This is a genomic window from Paenibacillus methanolicus (genome assembly GCF_008124765.1).
In the GTDB taxonomy this organism is placed as follows: Bacteria; Bacillota; Bacilli; order Paenibacillales; family Paenibacillaceae; genus Paenibacillus_Z; species Paenibacillus_Z methanolicus.
This window is the reverse complement of record NZ_VNHS01000010.1, coordinates 103,464-122,376: the sequence shown is the minus strand read 5'-3', so window position 1 is coordinate 122,376 and position 18,913 is coordinate 103,464. Positions and strand designations below refer to the sequence as shown.

Genomic DNA, 18,913 nt, shown 5'->3' with positions numbered 1-18,913 from the left:
TTGGCGCCAATTACCATTCAGGAGGAAACGCAATGTTTAAAATTATGTTGTTGCTGCATGTCATCGGCGCGGCGGGAATGGGCTTCTATCTCGTGCTGCCGACGCTCGTCAGCCGTGCTTCCAAGCTAGCCGGAGCCGGACAAGCCGGTCTTGCGGAAGGTCTCGTATCCGCGAACCGCATCGCCCAATACTTCCTTGTTTTGCAGCTGCTTACGGGCGGCTACCTGATGTCGCAGGGCGATTACGCGGTTATCTGGATGATCATCGTTACGCTGCTGTTCTTGGCAATCGGCGCGCTCGGCGGCATCATCACGAAGCCGCTCAAGCGCATCGCGATCGAGATTCAATCGGGCAGCAGCGCGTCGGCCCACATCGGCAAGGCGCGCGTGCTGAGCATCGTCGTGCTGGTGCTGTACCTGGCGATCATCTACTTCATGAAATATCCGATTTTGAAAGACTAATCACGCCGTTCTAATAGGGAGAGTTCGAGGATGCGATCACCGGATTTGCTCACGTTTGGAGAAACGATGGCGCTGTTCATGTCGCCTGAATATCGGGGGTTGGAAGGAGCGGCCGCGCTGGAGCAGAGCTTCGGCGGCGCGGAGAGCAACGTCGCCATCGGCGCCGCGCGGCTGGGCTGCTCGGTCGGCTGGTTCGGCGCGCTCGGGCAAGACCCGTTCGGCAGCACGATTCTGAAGCGGGTGCGCGGCGAGGGCGTCGACGTCTCCCGCGCCCGGCTGGTCCCCGGAGAATCGACGGGGCTCATGTTCCGCGAGACCGTGGCGGGCAAGCTCGCCGTCCATTACTACCGCAAGCATTCCGCGGCAAGCCGGATGCGTCCGGAGGATCTGGACTTGGATTACATCCGCGGCTGCAAGCTGCTGCACGTAACGGGCATTACGCTCGCCATTAGCGAGTGCGCGCGCGCAACGGTGCTGGCCGCGGTCGCCGCGGCGAAGGAAGCCGGCGTGAAGGTCAGCTTCGACCCGAATCTGCGCTTGAAGCTGTGGACGATCGAGGAAGCGCGCGAAGTGGTGCTGCCGCTTGCCGAGCAAGCCGATTACTTCCTGCCGGGATGGGACGAGCTTCGCTTGCTCTACGACACGGACGACTACGACAAGGTGAAGGAGAAGCTCTCGGCGCTGCCGGCGGTTACCGTCATGAAAGGCGTCGGCGACACGACCGTCGTGCTGGAGGACGGCATCGAGACGAGCGTGCCGTTCTACCCGGCCGATCAGGTTATCGATACGGTCGGCGCGGGCGACGGCTTCTGCGCCGGCTTCCTGGCGGGCATTCTGCAAGGGAAGAGCGCGACGGAAGCGGTGCGCATCGGCAGCATCAACGGATCGCTCGTCGTGCAGATGCGCGGCGACTGGGAAGCGCTGCCGGAATGGAGCGCCGTCGAGCGCAGATTGCAAGGGCAAGGCTGGGTGGAACGTTAGATGACGATGGATGCGCAGGCTTCCAAAGGCAGACGCCGGCGGGAGCAGATCATGAACGTGCTGAAGCGCCAAGGCCGCATCACGATCCAGGAGGTGGTCGAGCGCTTCGGCGTGTCCGAAGCGACCGCCCGCCGCGACCTGGAGATGATGGAGAAGACCGAACCGGTCATCCGGACGATCGGCGGCGCGATGTACGACGGCATGAACGCGGTGCGCGAGCTTCCTTTCGCGGAGAAAGAAGGACTGTCTTACCTCGAGAAGGAGCGGATCGCGGCGGCCGCCGCGTCGCTCATCGAGGAGGGCGACGTCGTCGGGTTGTCCGGCGGCACGACGAATTATTTGCTTGCGAAGATGCTGAAGACAAGACGAGGCATTACGGTCGTCACCAACGCGGTGAACGTCGCAATGGAGCTGGCCGGCAGCGAGATCGGCGTCGTCGTAACCGGCGGCATGATGCGGCATAACAGCTTCGAGCTGTGCGGTCCGCTCGGCGAAGGCATGATCGGCCAGCTGAACATCGGCAAGATGTTCCTCGGCGTGGACGGCGTCTCGTCGACGAGCGGCATTACGACGTACTCCGAGCAGGAGGCGCATATCGCCAAAGCGATGATTCGCCGGGCCCAAGCGACGTACGCGATGTTCGACCATACCAAGGTCGGACGGACTTCCTTGTTCTCGATCGCGTCGATCTCGGAGCTGCAAGGGTTCATCACCGACGCGCCGCTGCCGCATCATTTGGAATCGGCCGCGCGCCTGCATGGCATAAGCGTGCATGTGGTGGAATAAAGTGCGATAGAACAAAGGGCTTCGCCCTTCGAGAACCCGTACTTTCACCCTCCCCCCACCCCCTCCGCCGAGGGGGATCCAAAGGACTTCGCCCTCTGGACTCCCGTTTTCGAGCAGGCAAGCAGGGGGGGGACGGCGGGTGTTTTCGAGCGGAGCACGCTTTTGTCCTGACGGACAAAGCTAACGTTTTATCTGCACACCAACCGGAGGTTGAGGATTCTTCACCTGAACGTTTCCCCTTAACCACTAACAAGAATAAAGACCATGGGATTCGCCAAAACGGCGTCGCTCATGGTCTTTCTTTTTGTCGTTGTAGGCGCAAGACGGGTTCAGTACTCCCGCATATGCGGGATATTATTCGCCTGCATAGACTTCGCGGCCCCGCACCCAGGTGCGGCGAATGTTGAACGCGGCGTTAGTCCAGACGAGGTCGGCCCGCTTCCCGCCGGCGATCGAACCGGTCCGGTCGGCGATGCCGAGCAGTTTCGCCGGGTTGCCGCTGGCTAGACGGCTAACTTCCGCCGCCGTAAGCTTCGTGTTGCTCAGCATAAAGCGGAACGCGTTCATCATCGTGAGCGTACTGCCGGCCAGATTGCCGCCTTCGGCGAGACGCGCGACGCCGTCCTTGACGATGACGGCCAAGCCGCCAAGATCGTAATTGCCGTCGCTCAGGCCGGCCGCGGAGATCGCGTCGGAGACGAGCAGCGCTTTATCCGCGGGCTTCGCGCGCAGCAGCACGTCGATGGCGGCCGGGTGGACATGGTGGCCGTCGGCGATGATTTCGGCGCTGATCGTATCCGTCGTCATCACGCCGCCAAGCGTGCCGGGCTCGCGGTGATGAAGGCCGCGCATGGCATTGTAGGTGTGCACCGCATGCCGCAGACCGTGCTCGGCCGCGCCTTTGATCTCTTCGTACAATGCGTCGGTATGGCCGCATGCCGCGATGATCCCGTTGTCCGTGAGCCAGCGGATCGTCTCGTAGGCGCCTTCCTTCTCGGGGGCGAGCGTCATCATTCGGATGATGGACGGATAGACGACGGTCCAGCGCTTCAACCATTCCGTGTGCGGGGGCACGATGTAGGCCGGATTCTGGGCGCCGGACCACTTCTCGCTGATGAACGGCCCTTCGAGATGGACGCCGAGCAGCGAAGCATACGGCATCACGCCTTCCCGGTAGGCGGCAGTGGCCTTGACGACCGCCTCCAACGCTTCGGGCGATTGCGTAACCGTCGTCGCCAGCATGGTCGTCGTGCCGTGCGAAGCATGGAATTTCGTGATCGTATCGAACGCTTCATGCGTCGCGTCCATGAAATCGGCGCCATAGCCGCCGTGCACATGAACGTCGATGAAGCCAGGCAGCAGCCAGCCGCCTTCGCCGTCGATATAAGCGGCATCGGCGGGAGGGGTCGGCCGATCGGCAGCCGCGTCTGCCGGATAGACCGCCGAAATCACGCCGTCTTCGACGACGACCTCGCCTTCGAACGTCGCGCCGTCCGCGACGATATGAATGTTACCGATTCGCCATGCTTGGGATTTGGACATCTTTCAGCAACCTCCCTGCTTCTTGGTCAAGCAGGACAATGACGTTCGCGTGCGTCTGCAGCAGCGAGGCGGGAACCTCCGTCGTAATCGGGCCTTGCAGCGCGCGTTTGACGATCTCGGCCTTATCGGCGCCTTTGACGACGAGCAGAATCGTCTTCGCTTTCAGAATCGAGCCGACGCCCATCGTGATCGCCTGCTTCGGCACCTCGTCCATCGAGGCGAAGAACCGCGCGTTCGCTTCCAGCGTTTCCTTCTGCAGATCGACGATATGCGTTCCGGCGTGCAGCTCGCGTTCCGGTTCGTTGAAGCCGATGTGGCCGTTATGGCCGAGGCCCAGCAGCTGAATGTCGACCTGACGGGACAACAGCATATTGTCATAACGCGCGCATTCCGCGGAGGGATCGTCGGCCAGACCGTTCGGGAGATAAGTCCGCTCCGCCGGAATGTCGATATGGCGGAACAGATGGTGGTTCATGAAGTAGGCATAGCTTTGCTCGTTCTCGCGCGGCAGGCCGACATATTCGTCAAGGTTGTAGGTCGTCGCATCCTTGAACGTCACTTGTCCGTTGTTATAGCTCTCTACTATTTTTTCATAAATGCCGATCGGTGTCGAGCCGGTTGCCAGGCCCAGCACGGCGTCCGGCTTGGCCTTGACCAAGTCGACGAACAGCCCTGCCGCGTACCGGTCCAGTTCTTCGCGGGTGTCGAACAAACGGATATTCATACATCTACCTCCTAAGGGATGGGTTATCGTGGCTATGCGCTGAAACGATGTACAATTGCAAATTCGATACCTTTATTGTAATAGAACGAGACCGAGATAACAATAAAAATGATTGTAAAGGTCATAAAAATGATCGTATCAATCATATGTGACGGTATCATGAACAGCGGGCGCGCAATCGTGCCGTGGGCGATCAGGCTTGGTTGCGGGTCCGTAATCAATATGTCATGATGGTAGAAAACGCGTGACAATCATCATGACATTGCTGTACACGTAGGACGGGGGAGGAGTCTGGATGGCAGACCAACAGCCGGGCGCGGCGCCGGGCAACCAGACTGCGAAGCGCAAGGGCGAACATATCCGGATTTGTCTGGAGGAAGACGTGCAAAGCAAAATAGCCGGCAACGGGCTGGAACGGTACCGTTTCCGCCACTGCGCGCTGCCGGAGATCAACTTTGCCGACATTGACTTACATACCCGCTTTCTCGGCCATGCGCTGCGGGCGCCGCTGCTCGTCAGCTCGATGACGGGTGGGACGCCCGAGGCGTCGGCCATTAATTTGCGCTTGGCGGAAGCCGCCGAGGCGCGCGGCTGGGCGATCGGCCTTGGCTCGATGCGCGCCGCCGTCGAGGACGAGCGGCTGGCGGATACGTTCCGCGTTCGCCAAGTCGCGCCGACCTCGCCGATTATCGCCAACCTCGGCGCGGTGCAGCTCAATTACGGCTATGGCGTCGATCAGTGCCGCCGGGCGGTCGAATTGGCCGAAGCGGACGCGCTCGTGCTGCATCTGAACAGCATGCAGGAAGTGTTCCAGCCGGAGGGCGATACCGACTTTCGCGGCCTGCTCGGCCGTATCGAGGCCGTCTGCAAGCAAGCCGGCATCCCGGTCGGCGTGAAGGAAGTCGGCTGGGGCATCGACGGACGGACGGCGGTACGGCTCGCGGAAGCCGGCGTCGCGTTCATCGACGTGGCCGGCGCCGGCGGCACTTCCTGGAGCCAGGTCGAGAAATACCGCTCGCGGGACGCGATGCGGGCCGAAGCGGCCGCGGCCTTCGCCGATTGGGGCATCCCGACCGCCGAGTGCGTCCGCGAGGTGCGCGAAGCGCTGCCGGCGCATGCGGTCGTCGCGAGCGGAGGGCTGGCCACCGGCGTGGAAGCCGCGAAGGCGATTGCGCTGGGCGCGAATCTGGCCGGCTACGGACGCACGCTGCTTGGCGGGGCGACCGGCGGCCAGCCGGCGGACGGCATGCGCGGCGGGGCCGTGCACGACCAGATGGAGCGGATCGAGTTCGAGCTGCGGACGGCGATGTTCGGCGTCGGCGCCGGCACGCTAGACGAACTGCGCGGCGCGTTGTTCGCGGTGTATTAAGCATAAGCAGGGCTTTATGTTGGAGGCGGTATGCCCCTCTCGCGGAGAGGGCGTACCGCCTTTTCGCTTTCATGCGCCCGCGCCGACAACTGCCCGCTCGGACGAGAACAAGCTTTGTTCTAAACTTCGTTCCTACCGCGTTCCTATCTAGACAACCCCGTGCCTTCCACATGAACATTGACCTTCACGTCGAATTCCAGCTCCGGGTAGATCTTCTGCCAGGTTTTCCACGTTTGATCGTTGCCCGCATGCGTGGCTCGGTACTTCAATCCGAAGCCGAACGGATCGATGCCGGCTTTTTGGATTTTGACCAACATGCGTTTGATTTGCGCCTCCGTCTGCTCGCTCAGCGTCTGCTCCAGCTTGTGCCAGTCCTTCTCGTAAATACCGAGGGGCGCCTCCTCGAACAAGCCGCTGATCTTCATCTTCAGTCTCAGCTTCTGATTCCCGTCCTGATCGCTCATGATTTTGTAGCTGGAGGACACCGAGTTGGCCGCGAGCACGATGTTCTCCTCCTCGATCGTCGCCTTGATGGTCGATTTGCCGAAGCGGTTGGCGATTTGGTTGTAAAGCTGCGATTCTTGCGGCGTCAGCAGCATGACCATCTTCGACTTGTCCAGCAGGGCGATGCGCGAGATGAAATAATCGCCTTCCTGCGGGTCCTTGCGGATGAGCGGAAGCACGGGGTCCATGCCATGTTCGCCGTACCTGCGGTTGAAGTCGAACAGATAGGTGGAGATGGAATAGGACGACTCGGTACCGTCTACGCCGAACGCCAGGAACAGCGCATTGCCGGGGTACCGCTCCGTCTTCGGCGCGATCTTCACGATCGACTGCGCGTCCGGCCTTCCGATGGATAAGTAGGCGACGGATTGAATGTCCCGGCGCCGGCTCATCCACTCCATGACGTCGGTGTAGTTCTTCTTGACCAGCTTCTCCCCGAGCACGAACACCTTGCAGTGGCCGAAATCGAGCTCTTTGTCGACGTGCGACTTGGCCAGCCGGACGGCTTCGGCGATCGTCGGCGCCTGGATCGTCTTCACTTCCGACAGCGCGGAACCCGGCTCGATCTTGGGCGAAGGCACGGCGAGCCGCAGCGTCACCTTGAAGCCCTTGCCCTCGTCGGCGGCATCGATGCCCAAGGCCACGATGAAGAAGCGTTTGTCGATATCCTTGAATCCGCAGCCGGCCAGCGGAAGCAGCAGAACCGCCAGCAGCAATACCGCCAGAAGCCCTTTGCCTCTCATGAACGGGTCTTCCCCTTTCGTACGAGCACGAACAGGAACCCGACCGTGCCGATCTCGACGACAAGCCGGAAGCCGAGCCAATATTCGGACAGCCGGAAGGTGATCTTCTCGTTGAAAAAGTAAAGGTAGAGCACGGTGGCGGCCACGATGGCGGCGCCGATGATCATGCCGGCCTTTTTCATCGGGACGCCGTCGATTTCGGGCTTGTAGTCCTTGGCGAGTCCCTTCAGAAACTCGATCGCTTGATGCCACCCGGATGCCGTGTAGATGAGCGTCAAATTCAAGTACATGATCAAGAATACGAAGATGACGCGTTCTATGAAGCCGTAGCTCATGATCATCGAATCGGCCGTCATGCTCCATACGTACAGGTAGTCGTCCACGGACTCGGTGCCGTGGAAGCCGATGGGCACGAAAAACGTCAGCGCCAGCACGAGCATGCCGATCAGCGGTATCGTCCAGCGGTGGCGGATGCGCACGTTCGGCGGCATGGCGCGGTTGTAGACGGCCAGGTTGGCGTAGCCGGTGAAAATGTAGGAGGCGGCGCCGATCGCGTTCCATTTTGGCATCTGAGTCCAATAGTTGGCCACCGTATGGATCGCGTCCCAGTTGATCGCGTCGTTGCGCACCGCTTTGAACAGAATGAACACGATCAGCGGCAAGTTCAGCACCAGCCCCATTTCGATCAGGAAAATGATCGTCATCGTCGGCCGGGTCGCCGCGTAGAGGCAGACGGCGCACAGCAGCACAAGCACGAGGATCGGGCTCGTATCCGGATTGATGAACCGGTTGATTAGGACCGCATACGAGACGACCGCGATCGAGGGACCGATGATCCACATGACGGCCATGAATACCATGAACGGCAGCGTGACCGCGCGCGGCAGGAATCGGTTTAAAATTTCGGGCAGCCCTTGTCCGGGATATTTGCTCATGATCGACATGAACATCAAGCACAGCCCTGTGCCGACGACGACCGAAATCGCCATCGACGTCATGGCGCCGTGATAGCGGTATTGGATCAGAATATGCGGCACGAACAGCATCAAATTCAGCAGCGCGACGAGCACGATGTGATAGTAGAAGTAACGGCTCAAGACGGCTTCACCTGCCCGATGTCCCCCGTATGCCGCTTCGTCGGTCCGAGGATCCGAAAGTACGGCTTGCCGAAGCTGCGCAAATCGGCCAAATACACGAGATAGACGAATATGCCGACCGCGACCCCGCTAAGGCCGAAGAAAATCGCGGGGACGAGGAGCGGATATTTCAGAAACCGGATCGCGACGGACATGTTGTTCACCGGCACCACGAAGTTCGAGATCGCGACGACCGACGTGACGATGATCATGATGCTGCTAACAAGGCCCGCTTGCTGCGCGGCTTGACCCAGAATGAGGCCGCCGACGGTCGTCGCGGTGGAGCCGATGTATTTGGGCAGCCTGACGCTGGCCTCGATGAGCGATTCGATCATGAACAGCATGATCATGACTTCGATGAACGACGGGTAAGGGACGGCCGATCGGCTGCCCGCGATGGAGAACGCTAGCTGGACCCGGAATAGCTCCGGATTATAGGAGACGACCGCGACATACAGCGATGGCAGCAGAATGGTCAGAATAATGGCGCCATACCGCAGAATAATCAGGAACCGCGTCATCCAGAAGGAATCGAACTCGTCGTCGACGGCGTGCATGAACTCGAAGAACGTCGCCGGCATAATGAGCGCGAAGCCCGAGCCTTGCAGCAGCAGCACGACTTTGCCGGCCTGCAGGCTGCCCGTGATGCGGTCGGGGCGTTCGGTGATCAGCATCGTCGGGAATAAGCCGCGCTTGCGACCGCTGATGAGCCGCTCCAGCTGTCCGGCCGCCTGGACGAAATCGACGTCAAGCTTGCGCAGGCTCTCCCGCACGTTCGCGAGCACGGTCGGGTCGACGCGCCGGTTGTCGTACACGAGCATCGTGCGGGTGCGCGACACGTTGCCGAGCGTCGTCTCTTCCACGGCCAGTTCCGGCGAAGGGTAGCGGGTGCGGATAATGTTAATCGAGTCGATTAAATCTTCGCTAAGCGCAATCTGCGAGCCCATGATCGCCGTTTCGACTTGGGTTTGCGGCGTCTCGCTGCGGATGATCCGGGCCGCGTCCAGCGTAAAGATGCGTTGTTCCGCGGAGATGAGCACGAAGCCGCGCAGCAGCGTGTCGGCCCATTTAGCGGTGTCGTTCAGCTCGGTGAAGTTCGGGTTATGGATGAGCGTCGTCAAGAAATCCTCTTCTTCTTTCATGAAAGGGACGATGATGAAGTCGCTCACTTTACTTTCGTCGCAGAGCGAGGAGATGTAGGCCAGCTCGATGGTTCTTTCCTTGTTCTGAAGCCGGTGGGTATTCAGATCCTTTGCTTGCGCCATAATGGTGCCGATCCGGTTAAGCATCGTACGCGCGCCTCCCTTCCGCTGCATGCAGATGTACCGCAGCTTGGGTTAGTATGCGCCATAGGGGAGGCAAAGTATGCCAGCGATCCGTGCAGATTTTGCCAGATATGCGGAAGGTACAGTACAATAACAGGGGAATCATTCTCGGTTATTTCTTGGGAGGGCGTAAGATGAAGGCGTGGTTCGAGAAGAGCTTCGGCTCTGATTATATGATCGTGTATAGGCATCGCAATTGGGAGCAAGCCGCGGCGGAAGCGCAGCGGATGGCCGGTTGGCTGCAGCTGCCCGAAGAAGCCGAGGTGTTGGATATCGGCTGCGGCATGGGACGTCACGCGGTGGCGATGGCGGAGCTCGGCTACAACGTCAGCGGGATCGATCTTTCCGAGGAGCTGCTCGCGGAGGCCATCGCGCACAACAAGGAGGGACGGGTTAAGTTCCGCCAAGGAGACATGCGCGCGCTCCCCTATGAAGACGGGACGTTCCGGGCGACGGTCAATCTGTTCACGTCGTTCGGTTATTTCGCGGAGGAAGCGGACAACGGGCGGGTGCTGCGCGAAATCCGGCGCGTGCTGCGTCCGGACGGCCAGTTCTTAATCGACTTCATGAATCCGGCCTACGTCGAGAAGCGCCTCGTGCCGCATTCGCGCCGGGTAGACGAGCAGACGGGGCTTGTCATCGAGGAGCGCCGGGCGGTGACGGACGGCTGGGTGACGAAGCAGATCGAGATCGGGCTGCCGGGCGAGCCGGCCAGGACATACGAGGAACGCGTCCGCTTGTTCCCGCTCGCATGGTTCGAACGGGAGCTAGGACAAGCGGGATTGCGAATCGACCGCGTCTACGGGGATTACGACGGCGCCGATTATGATCTGGATGCTTCGCAGCGGATGATTATCGCGGGAAGGGTGAAGGGCTAATGGCAAGCATCGCCAACGAGACGGAAGGCGTGACGGCTTGGCCGGGCGGCATCATGCAAGTCAAAATCCCGCTGCCGTTCTCGCTTAAATGGGTGAATAGCTACTTGGTGCCGGACGAGGGCGGGTATACGCTCATCGATCCGGGGCTGCGCACGGAAGAGTCGGAAGCGGCGTGGGCTCGGACGATGGAGGCGATCGGCATTCGTTTCGCGGACATCCGTCAGATCGTGCTGACGCATCAGCATCCGGACCATTACGGGCTTGCGGGATGGTTCCAGCAACGCACGGGCGCGCCGGTGCGGATGTCCAGGCAGTCGCATGCGTACGCGAGACGGCTGTGGGGCGACGACCGCGCGTTCAACGGCGAGCTGATCGGCTTGTTCGCACGGCATGGCATGCCGGAGCCGCTGCGGGAGGCGGTTGCTTCGCATCTCGAGAGCTTCGCGGAGCGGGTGAGTCCGCAGCCGGAAGTCACGTATCTCGAAGCGGGCGCGCGGCTGCGCATGGGGGGCGCGGAATGGGTCGCGATCGATGCGCCGGGCCATGCCAGGGGGCAGCTGTGCCTATACGCGGAGGAGGCCGGCTGGATGATCTGCGGCGATCAAGTGCTGCCGGATATCACCCCGAATATTAGCGTCGTGCCCGGCGAGGACGCCGACCCGCTCGCTCGTTTTCTCGATTCGCTGGCCGAGCTTGGGGCCTACGAGGTCAAGCTGGCCTTCCCGGGTCACCGGGATCCGTTCGCCGATTTCGGCGGACGAATTCAAGCGATCGCGGCTCATCATGAGCGGCGTCTGGTCCGGATCGAGGAGCTTGCGGCCTCGGGCACGCAGACGGGCTACGCGATATGCGAGGCGTTGTTCGGCCCCCGTATCGCGGGCAATGCGCACAATCTCCGCTTCGCGATGGCCGAGACGCTGGCGCACCTGGTCTATCTGGAACGATCCGGCCGCCTCGTAGCCGCCGAATCAGCGGGAGGTCTCCGATACCTCCCCGTCTAAAGAGAGAGGCTCTTACGGGAGCGGCCCAACGCTGGTATAATGGTAGGGATTATCCTAAAATATGTGTTTGTTAAGGGGTTCGGATCGATGCACGTATCGCGCTCGGAGTCGCACAAACAGGACAAGCAGCGAAGAAGCAGGCGAATGAAACGGCTGCTCGTCGCGAATATATCGATGCTGGCCATCATAGGGGTATTGATAGCCGTCTTCTATCTGACGAACGGCGGAAGCAAGGAAGGGCTCGATTCGCTCCCGGATGACCGGGAGCAAGGTACGACGGCGGATAACGCGCCTTCCGCTGGCGGCGAGAACGGCGCCGGCGAGAATGACGACACAGACGGCACGGACGATGCGGCCGGAACGGGCGAACAGCCGCCGGACGACGCCTCGGGCGTAGACGAGGCATCCGAAGCCGAGGTCGGCAGCGCCGCCGGCGACACCGGCGACGGGACGGCGGGCGGAGCAAACGCCGGCGCGAATGGAGCAGCGACTTCGCCTGAGCAGGACGAACGGCCGTCTCCGCCATCGACGGGCGAGAGCGGATCAGGCTCGCCGGCGGACGATGACGACGGAGCGGGAACGAGCGATAGCCCCGAACCGTCCGGGAAGACGGTCCGTTTGTCGTTCGTAGGCGATATTCTGCTCGCCGCGAACGTTCAGGCGCTGATGGAGAAGAACGGCTACGATTACCCCTACGCCAAGTCCCTGACGTACTTGCAGGGGCCGGATTTGACGGCAGGCAATTTGGAGAATCCGATCACGAAGCGGGGCACGCCGGCGCAGGATAAGCAATTCGTCTTCAAGGGCACGCCGGACTCGCTGCCCGCGCTGAAGGAAGCCGGCTTCGACGTCGTCAGTCTCGCCAACAACCATACTCTCGATCAAGGCGTAGAGGGACTGCTCGATACGATCGGGTTTTTGGATGAGACGGGTTTGCCGAATATGGGCGGAGGAAGCGACGATCAAGAGGCTTACGAGCCGGTGATCCTGGAAGCGAACGGCATCAAGGTCGCCTACATCGGGTTATCCCGCGTGCTGCCGGTCGGCTCATGGAAGGCGGCCCCGGATCGCGCGGGCGTCGCGGAAGCTTACGGCGATGCGAAGCAAGGGATCGAAGCGATCAAGGCGGCTAAGTCGAAGGCCGATCTGGTCGTGGTCATGGTGCATTGGGGGATCGAGAAGGCTGACAAGCCGCAGGAGTACCAGAAGCAGCTCGGCCGCAATTTCATCGACGCGGGCGCCGATCTGATCATCGGCAGCCATCCGCACGTGCTGCAAGGGTTCGAGACGTATAAAGGCAAATGGATTGCATACAGCTTAGGCAATTATATATTTAATATGACGAAAACCGAGAAAACGAAAGACACCGGCGTGCTTGACGCGGTGTGCGCGTCATCCGGCAACTGCCAGCTGCAGTTTCACCCGATGCGGTCCAATCAGTCGCAGCCCGTTCCGCTCGAAGGCGAGGAGGCGAAGGCGCTGCTGGCCCGCCTTTCAGGAATTTCCTTAGGGGCGACGGTCGATTCGCAAGGCTACGTGAAAGCGAAGGAGTAGATGATGATGGTACAAGCGTGCGCGCATCGCGGCGCATCCGGGTTAGCTCCGGAGAATACGATGGCGGCATTCCGCAAGGCGCTGTCCTTCCCTTTCGTGCAGTGGATGGAGCTGGACGTGCAGCTGTCCCGGGACGGCGTGCCGGTCATCATCCATGACGACACGCTCAGACGCACGACGACCGCAAGCGGCCGGGTGGGCGAATTCACGGCGGCCGAGCTGGGGAAGTTCGATGCCGGCGCGAAGTTTAACAAAGCGTTCGCGGGCGAAGGCGTTCCGACGCTCGCCGAGCTGCTGGACGAGACGATCGGCCGAGCCCGGCTGAACATCGAGCTAAAGACTTACGGCGGCCGCTATCCCGAGTTGGAACGCCGCGTGGTCGATCTGCTGTACGAGAAAGGACTGCAGCATGATGCGGTCATCACGTCCTTTGACCAGGAAGCGCTGCGCAAAGTGCGGGCGCTCTCCAAGGAGATCCGGACGGGCATCATCATCGACGGCGCGCCCTCCACGCTCGTCGGCGATTTGCGGGAGCTCGAGGCCGATTTCTTGTCGCTCGGCCACTCCTTCTTGTCCGCGCCGCTCGTCTCCGTCATGAAGGAGGAGGGCGTGGATGTCATGGTATGGACGGTGAACGACGCGCAGACGATGCGGCGGCTGGCCGGCATCCATCCGGGGCTTATGATTTGCACGAATTATCCGGATCGGTACGCGCAGGCGTTCGGCTTGTAATCGCCAATAAACCGGCATCCGCTAGGGGGGGCCGGTTTATTAGTCGTTATAGCGGTCGCGAATTTCGAGCATGGTGGGCAGCGACTGGAAGAACACATCGACCAGCCGCGGATCGAAATGGCGGCCGCGCTCTTCGTGGAACAGCGCCAGAATTCGCCCGAGTTCCCACGCCTTCTTGTATACCCGGTCGCTCGCAAGCGCGTCGAACACGTCGGCAATCGCGGTAATGCGGCCATATAGATGGATATCTTCGCCGCGAAGCCCGCGCGGGTATCCGGTTCCGTCCCATTTCTCGTGATGCTGGTAGGCGATCGTCGCCGCGATATTAAGCAGCGCGCGGCCGGACGTGCGAAGCAGCGAGTAGCCGATTTCCGTATGCTCCTTCATCAGCTCGTATTCGGCTTCCGACAGCTTGCCCGGTTTGAGCAGGACGGCGTCGGGAATCGCGATTTTGCCGATATCGTGCATCGGCGAGGCGATCTTGAGCTGCTCGGCTTCTTCCTCGCTCAAGCCATAGCCCTTGGCCAGAATATAGGAATATTCCGCGACTCGCTTGACATGGTTGCCGGTTTCCTTCGACCGGTTCTCGCCGATTTCCCCGATGGCGAAAATAATGTCCCGCTGCGTGGCGACAATCTCCTCGTGAAGCATGACCGATTCGAGCGATTTGCCGGCATAAGAAGCCGCCAGGATTAACCGTTCGAGATCTGCCGAAGTAAATTGCGAATCTTCCGTCTGCTTATTGATCGCTTGATAGGCGCCGATGATGCTGCCGTCGCTGCCGACGAACGGAACGGTGATGACGGATTTCGTATGATAGCCGGTTTTGCGGTCATTGTCGGCGTTGTGGCGCGGATCGGCGTACGCGTCCTCGACGAGAAGGGGTTCTCCGGCGGCGATGGCGTGGCCGACGAATCCCGAACCAAGCGGAATGCGAATATGCTCCACGCCGTGGGCGACCTTGGTGAACAATTCGCCGCGCGCCTGGTCGATCAGCCAGACGGTGCATCGGTCGGCCAGGATCATCTCGCGGCCCATGTCGGCCATGAGCAGCAGCACGCTGTCCAGGCTCCGTTCATGGGCGATTTTGGCGGTATATTCGAATATGATCCGAAGCAGTTGCTCGGGAGTATGCTCTTGTCGCGGGCCGCTCGTGCCCGCGTTATCGCGTCGTTCGTTTGGCAATGCGGGACACTCCTTGCGGTTAATAGGTGGCGGGCGATGGTCTTAGAAGGAATTGGGTTCAAGTAGCAATTCGACATGCTTCCGCGAATTCCTGTCGAATATAGTTGTGGTGTGTCGAACGAAGAATGTGGAATCTTACGAATAATGTAGCAGGAAATGGGGAATGAAGCAATGCATGATTGGACGGACATTTGGTGGGTGAGACTGCTCGCGATCTTGGCGGGAAGCGGGTTGGCTGCCGCTGCCGCTTGGCGGGCGCGGGCGTTGTCGGCCAGCGGGGCCTGGTCCGCATTCGCGATGGGCGCGGGATTCTTGGCATTCGGGTCCCCGCTGTGGATCGGGACGCTTCTCGTTTTCTTCGTCTCTTCTTCCTTCTGGTCCAAGTGGAAGAAGCGTCACCGGCAGAAGCAGGCCGCGGAAGCCAACTACGCGAAGAGCGGCCGCAGGGACGCCGGACAAGTGTGGGCGAACGGCGGATTAGGCTTGGCGATCTGCGCGGCGCATGCGATTTGGCCAGCGGATGGGTGGCTGTATGCGTTCGCGGGCGTCATGGCGGCGGTCAACGCCGACACGTGGGCAACCGAGATCGGCGCGCTTAGCCGGTCGGCGCCGCGGTCGCTCCTGAGCGGCAAGGTCGTCAAGGCCGGGACGAGCGGCGGCGTGACGCTGCTTGGCAGCGCGGCCGCGGCCGGCGGGGCGCTATTGATCGGCGCGAGCGTCGCCTTGCTGCCCGGGGAGGCGAGCTACCCGGCCATGTCGCTCATCGCGGCCGCCGGCATCGGCGGATTGTTCGGCGCCTTCGCGGATTCTTTCCTCGGGGCGACGGCGCAGGCGATGTACAGCTGCCCCGCTTGCGGAGCGGAGACGGAGCGAACGAGTCACTGCGGCATCGCGACGCGCCGGACTAGAGGTTTTGGTTTCATGACCAACGACGCGGTGAACATGGTATCGTCCGCGGCCGCGGGACTGGTTGCCTTCGGGATCGGCATGCTGCTGAGCTAGCGGCTGCCGGTCTTTTTTTGCGAGATAGCCTTGAATTGGGGCGGATTGACAGGCAGAGCAAGCGGGGCTTATATTGGGCGTAGATATGATAACGATTATCAGTGCGGCCGCGCCTCGCGGAATCGGCCGCCGGAAGGGGCTTTTGCATAATGGAGCAGCACGGTATGGATTTTTCGCTTGTCCGCACGTATTTTCATCTTTCGCCGGAGGGGTTCGATCACCCGCTGCTGGAGCTTGCGGCTGCGAGCTTGACGGATGCGGACGCGGTGATCGCGTCGATTCGGGCAGGGAGCGCCCTCGTCCAGGCGACGGGCAACGAGCTGGTCGCTTCCTTCATGGGCACGTCGCTGTGCAATCTGTGCGCGACGCTGCTTATATTCGGGGCCCAATACGACCGCCTGCTTGATTTGAGTCTGACGAACCTGACGTTCCAGGCCGAGCAGCATGACGATCACGCGCATCTCGGGTACCGAATCGGCGAGGTTCGATGGACGGATATCCCCGCGGAGGGCCGCGCCGAATTTCTGCTGGAACGATGGACCGCTTATTTGCGGGAGGAGATCGTGCCCGCCGTCGAGGCGATCGCGACGCATGCCGGCATGAAGAGCGCGCTCATCTGGAATCAGTACGCGTACCAGCTGGCGTACGTGCGCGACTTCATCTTGGAGCATGAGCCGCGCGAAGAGGTGAAGGCGCGCTTCCTCTCGGATTACGCGCTGCTGACCGAGGGCGTGCCGGCGGAGGTGTTCGGCCGCAAGACGAATCCGTTCCTGCACCGCAATCCGCGTTACGTCGACAACCCGTGGCAGCCGGGGAAGCCGCTCATGATGAATTCCTCGTGCTGCCTCTACCATTGCCGCGTGGACGGCGAGAAGTGCTACACCTGTCCGAAAATGACGCCGGCCGAGCGCGACGCGCGGCGCGAGCGGGTGCTCGCGGAACTGGCGGGGGCCGCGGCAGGCTAACCGATTCATTCCTATCCTTCCCGGGCACAAGGAACAAACAAAGAAGCTTTGCCGCATTGGTCGGAAGATCCGGGCCATCGGGCAAAGCTTCTTTCGTGTTCGGCCACCTAGAGAGAGGGAAACGGATCTTCCCTCCTTAAGGCTGCCGACAGGTCTATTTCGTCAACTGTTCCATCTGGCCGATCAAGTCTTCGAAGACGCTCATCGCTTGCTCGATCGGTTCCGGCGAAGACATGTCGACGCCGGCTTTCTTCAAGATATTGATCGAGAAGTCGCTGCCGCCGCTCTTCAGGAAACCGAGGTAGCGGTCGACGGCCGGCGCGCCTTCTTCGAGAATTTGCTTCGAGAAGCTGGTCGCCGCGGAGAAGCCGGTCGCGTATTTGTACACGTAGAAGCTCGTGTAGAAATGCGGAATCCGCGCCCACTCCATCTCGATGTCTTTGTCGACGACCATGCCCGGCCCATAATAGAGGACGTTCAGGTCGTAATAGATTTTGCTCAGCTCCTGCGGCGTGAGCGACTCTCCGGCTTCGGCCTTCTCGTGAATGAGCTTCTCGAATTCCGCGAACATCGTTTGGCGGAACACCGTCGTGCGGAACTGGTCGGCGTAGTAGGTGAGCAGGTACATTTTCTCCTTCGGATCGGTCGACTTCTTCAGCAGATAGTCCATCAGGAGCGCTTCGTTCAGCGTCGAGGCCACCTCGGCAAGGAAGATCGTGTACTGCGCGTCGCGATAATCCTGCGTATTGTCCGAATAGTAGGAATGCAGCGCGTGGCCCATCTCGTGCGTCAGCGTAAACATGCTGTTCAAGTTGTCCTTATGGTTGAGCAGCACGTACGGATGCGTGCCGTAAGCGCCCCAGCTGTATGCGCCGTTGCGTTTGCCCTCGTTCTCGTATACGTCGATCCAGCCGTTGTCGAAGCCCTGCTGCAGCACGTTCAAGTAGTCCTCGCCCAGCGGCTTGAGGCTCTCGTGAACGGTTTTCTTCGCTTCCTCGTACGTGATGTCGAGCTTGTATTCCTCCACGAGCGGCGCGAACAGATCGTACATATGCAGCTCGTCGACCTTCAGCAGCTTCTTGCGCAGCTCCATGTACCGGTGCATGAGCGGCAGATGTTTGTGGATCGTATCGATCAAGTTCGTGTAGACGCTCTTCGGAATGTTGTCGCCGTACAACGACATCTCCAGCGCCGAAGGATACTTGCGGGCGCGCGAGTAGAAAATGTTCTTCGTCACGTTCGCGTTCAGCGTCGAGGCGATCGTGTTCTTGAGCTTGCCGTATGTATCGTACATCGTCTTGAACGCGGCGCTGCGCACGTCGCGGTTTTTGCTCTCGAGGAATTGGATGTAGCGGCCTTGCGTCAGCTCGATCTCCTCGCCGTTCTCGTCCTTCACCTTCGGGAACTTGAGATCGGCGTTGTTCAGCATGCTGTAGATCGTGTTCGGCGCTTGGCTGACGTTGCCGACCTGCGCGAGCAGCTGCTCCTCGGACTTCGAGAGGACGTGGGCTTTCTGGCGGCGCATTTCTTCGAGCGTGTGACGGTATTTAGCCAGTTCCGGATTGGCGATGAGCGCGTTCAATTGGTCGTCGGATAAGCTGAGCACCTCCGGCGTCACGAACGAGAGCGCCTCGCCGGTCTCGACGGACAGCTTCTTCGACTTGTCGGAGAGCGCTTGATACGTCGGCTCGGCCGTGTCCTCGTGATGCTTCATATTGGCGTAGACGTAGAGCCGCTCGACATGGAGGGACAGTTCGTCTTCCAGCTCGAAGCAGGCTTTCAATTGATTCGGATCAGCCAGTTTGCCTTCGTAGGCGGACACCTTTTTCATCAGTTCTTTCGCTTCCGCGTATTCCTTGTCCCATGCCGCCTGATCGGCGAAAATGTCTTCCAGCTTCCAGCGGTTCTCGGGTGCGGTTTCGGAACGTTTCGGTACGTGATTCATCGGTATCCTCCTCGGTTGGTATATAGTGGATGAGTCCGCTGACGCGCCGGGGGGCTTCGCCGAGACGGCGGAAGCGCCCG

At 60.8% G+C, this 18,913-nt stretch carries 17 protein-coding genes; 10 read left to right on the top strand and 7 right to left on the bottom strand.

The features are described from left to right. Positions 1-32: 32 nt before the first annotated feature. Genes BCM02_RS24810 through BCM02_RS24800 form a run of 3 tightly spaced genes read left to right on the top strand, consistent with a single transcriptional unit; the run spans position 33 to position 2,228 of the window. Positions 33-461 carry a hypothetical protein gene (locus tag BCM02_RS24810; protein WP_148931819.1) on the top strand — a complete coding sequence of 143 codons (429 nt, stop codon included), beginning with the start codon at positions 33-35 and terminating at the stop codon, positions 459-461. 30 nt (positions 462-491) lie between these two features. Beyond that, positions 492-1,442: a sugar kinase gene (locus BCM02_RS24805; protein ID WP_148931818.1), complete on the top strand. Its 951-nt coding sequence runs from the start codon at positions 492-494 to the stop codon at positions 1,440-1,442. A gap of 6 nt (positions 1,443-1,448) precedes the next feature. Next, the gene (locus tag BCM02_RS24800; RefSeq protein ID WP_148932064.1) at positions 1,449-2,228 is read left to right on the top strand and encodes a DeoR/GlpR family DNA-binding transcription regulator; all 780 of its coding nucleotides are present in this window, start codon (positions 1,449-1,451) and stop codon (positions 2,226-2,228) included. Positions 2,229-2,582: 354 nt separating this feature from the next. Here BCM02_RS24800 and nagA read toward each other — a convergent pair whose 3' ends face one another. Together nagA and nagB are read right to left on the bottom strand one after the other, a co-directional pair. After that, the gene (gene nagA / locus BCM02_RS24795) at positions 2,583-3,770 is read right to left on the bottom strand and encodes an N-acetylglucosamine-6-phosphate deacetylase (RefSeq protein ID WP_148931817.1); all 1,188 of its coding nucleotides are present in this window, start codon (positions 3,768-3,770) and stop codon (positions 2,583-2,585) included. Further along, positions 3,739-4,494: a glucosamine-6-phosphate deaminase gene (nagB, locus tag BCM02_RS24790; RefSeq protein WP_148931816.1), complete on the bottom strand. Its 756-nt coding sequence runs from the start codon at positions 4,492-4,494 to the stop codon at positions 3,739-3,741. The genes nagA and nagB overlap by 32 nt, the downstream gene beginning before the upstream one ends. Before the next feature lie 295 nt (positions 4,495-4,789). On the opposite strand from nagB, the gene fni reads away from it, so the two are divergent. After that, the gene (gene fni / locus BCM02_RS24785) at positions 4,790-5,863 is read left to right on the top strand and encodes a type 2 isopentenyl-diphosphate Delta-isomerase (protein WP_148931815.1); all 1,074 of its coding nucleotides are present in this window, start codon (positions 4,790-4,792) and stop codon (positions 5,861-5,863) included. Positions 5,864-6,006: 143 nt separating this feature from the next. Here the strand turns inward: fni and BCM02_RS24780 are convergent, their stop codons facing one another. Genes BCM02_RS24780 through BCM02_RS24775 form a run of 3 tightly spaced genes read right to left on the bottom strand, consistent with a single transcriptional unit; the run spans position 6,007 to position 9,535 of the window. Next, positions 6,007-7,110, bottom strand: a complete 1,104-nt coding sequence (locus BCM02_RS24780; protein ID WP_187434400.1) for a Ger(x)C family spore germination protein — start codon at positions 7,108-7,110, stop codon at positions 6,007-6,009. Further along, a complete protein-coding gene (locus BCM02_RS35420) occupies positions 7,107-8,207 on the bottom strand; it encodes a hypothetical protein (protein ID WP_187434399.1) in 1,101 nt (366 codons plus the stop codon). The genes BCM02_RS24780 and BCM02_RS35420 overlap by 4 nt, the downstream gene beginning before the upstream one ends. Next, positions 8,204-9,535, bottom strand: a complete 1,332-nt coding sequence (locus BCM02_RS24775) for a spore germination protein (RefSeq protein ID WP_148931813.1) — start codon at positions 9,533-9,535, stop codon at positions 8,204-8,206. Before BCM02_RS24775 ends, BCM02_RS35420 begins: the two co-directional genes overlap by 4 nt. Positions 9,536-9,705: 170 nt before the next feature. Between BCM02_RS24775 and BCM02_RS24770 the strand changes: the two genes are divergently transcribed. The 4 genes from BCM02_RS24770 (at position 9,706) to BCM02_RS24755 (ending at position 13,736) form a co-directional block, all read left to right on the top strand. Further along, entirely contained in the window at positions 9,706-10,449 is a 744-nt protein-coding gene (locus BCM02_RS24770; protein WP_148931812.1) for a class I SAM-dependent methyltransferase, read from the top strand. Beyond that, on the top strand, positions 10,449-11,450 hold the full coding sequence (locus BCM02_RS24765; protein ID WP_148931811.1) for an MBL fold metallo-hydrolase: 1,002 nt from the start codon (positions 10,449-10,451) through the stop codon (positions 11,448-11,450). The genes BCM02_RS24770 and BCM02_RS24765 overlap by 1 nt, the downstream gene beginning before the upstream one ends. Positions 11,451-11,537: 87 nt before the next feature. After that, entirely contained in the window at positions 11,538-13,004 is a 1,467-nt protein-coding gene (locus BCM02_RS24760; RefSeq protein WP_148931810.1) for a CapA family protein, read from the top strand. Continuing rightward, a complete protein-coding gene (locus BCM02_RS24755) occupies positions 13,005-13,736 on the top strand; it encodes a glycerophosphodiester phosphodiesterase (protein ID WP_342791336.1) in 732 nt (243 codons plus the stop codon). It begins immediately after the preceding gene. A gap of 39 nt (positions 13,737-13,775) precedes the next feature. Here the strand turns inward: BCM02_RS24755 and BCM02_RS24750 are convergent, their stop codons facing one another. Continuing rightward, positions 13,776-14,921, bottom strand: a complete 1,146-nt coding sequence (locus tag BCM02_RS24750) for an HD domain-containing phosphohydrolase (RefSeq protein ID WP_148931809.1) — start codon at positions 14,919-14,921, stop codon at positions 13,776-13,778. A gap of 171 nt (positions 14,922-15,092) precedes the next feature. On the opposite strand from BCM02_RS24750, the gene BCM02_RS24745 reads away from it, so the two are divergent. After that, a complete protein-coding gene (locus tag BCM02_RS24745) occupies positions 15,093-15,923 on the top strand; it encodes a DUF92 domain-containing protein (protein WP_148931808.1) in 831 nt (276 codons plus the stop codon). A 149-nt stretch (positions 15,924-16,072) separates the two neighbouring features. Beyond that, positions 16,073-16,888, top strand: a complete 816-nt coding sequence (locus BCM02_RS24740) for a hypothetical protein (RefSeq protein WP_148931807.1) — start codon at positions 16,073-16,075, stop codon at positions 16,886-16,888. A gap of 154 nt (positions 16,889-17,042) precedes the next feature. On the opposite strand, the gene pepF is transcribed toward BCM02_RS24740, so the two are convergent. After that, entirely contained in the window at positions 17,043-18,833 is a 1,791-nt protein-coding gene (gene pepF, locus BCM02_RS24735) for an oligoendopeptidase F (RefSeq protein ID WP_148931806.1), read from the bottom strand. Between the last annotated feature and the right edge of the window lie 80 nt (positions 18,834-18,913).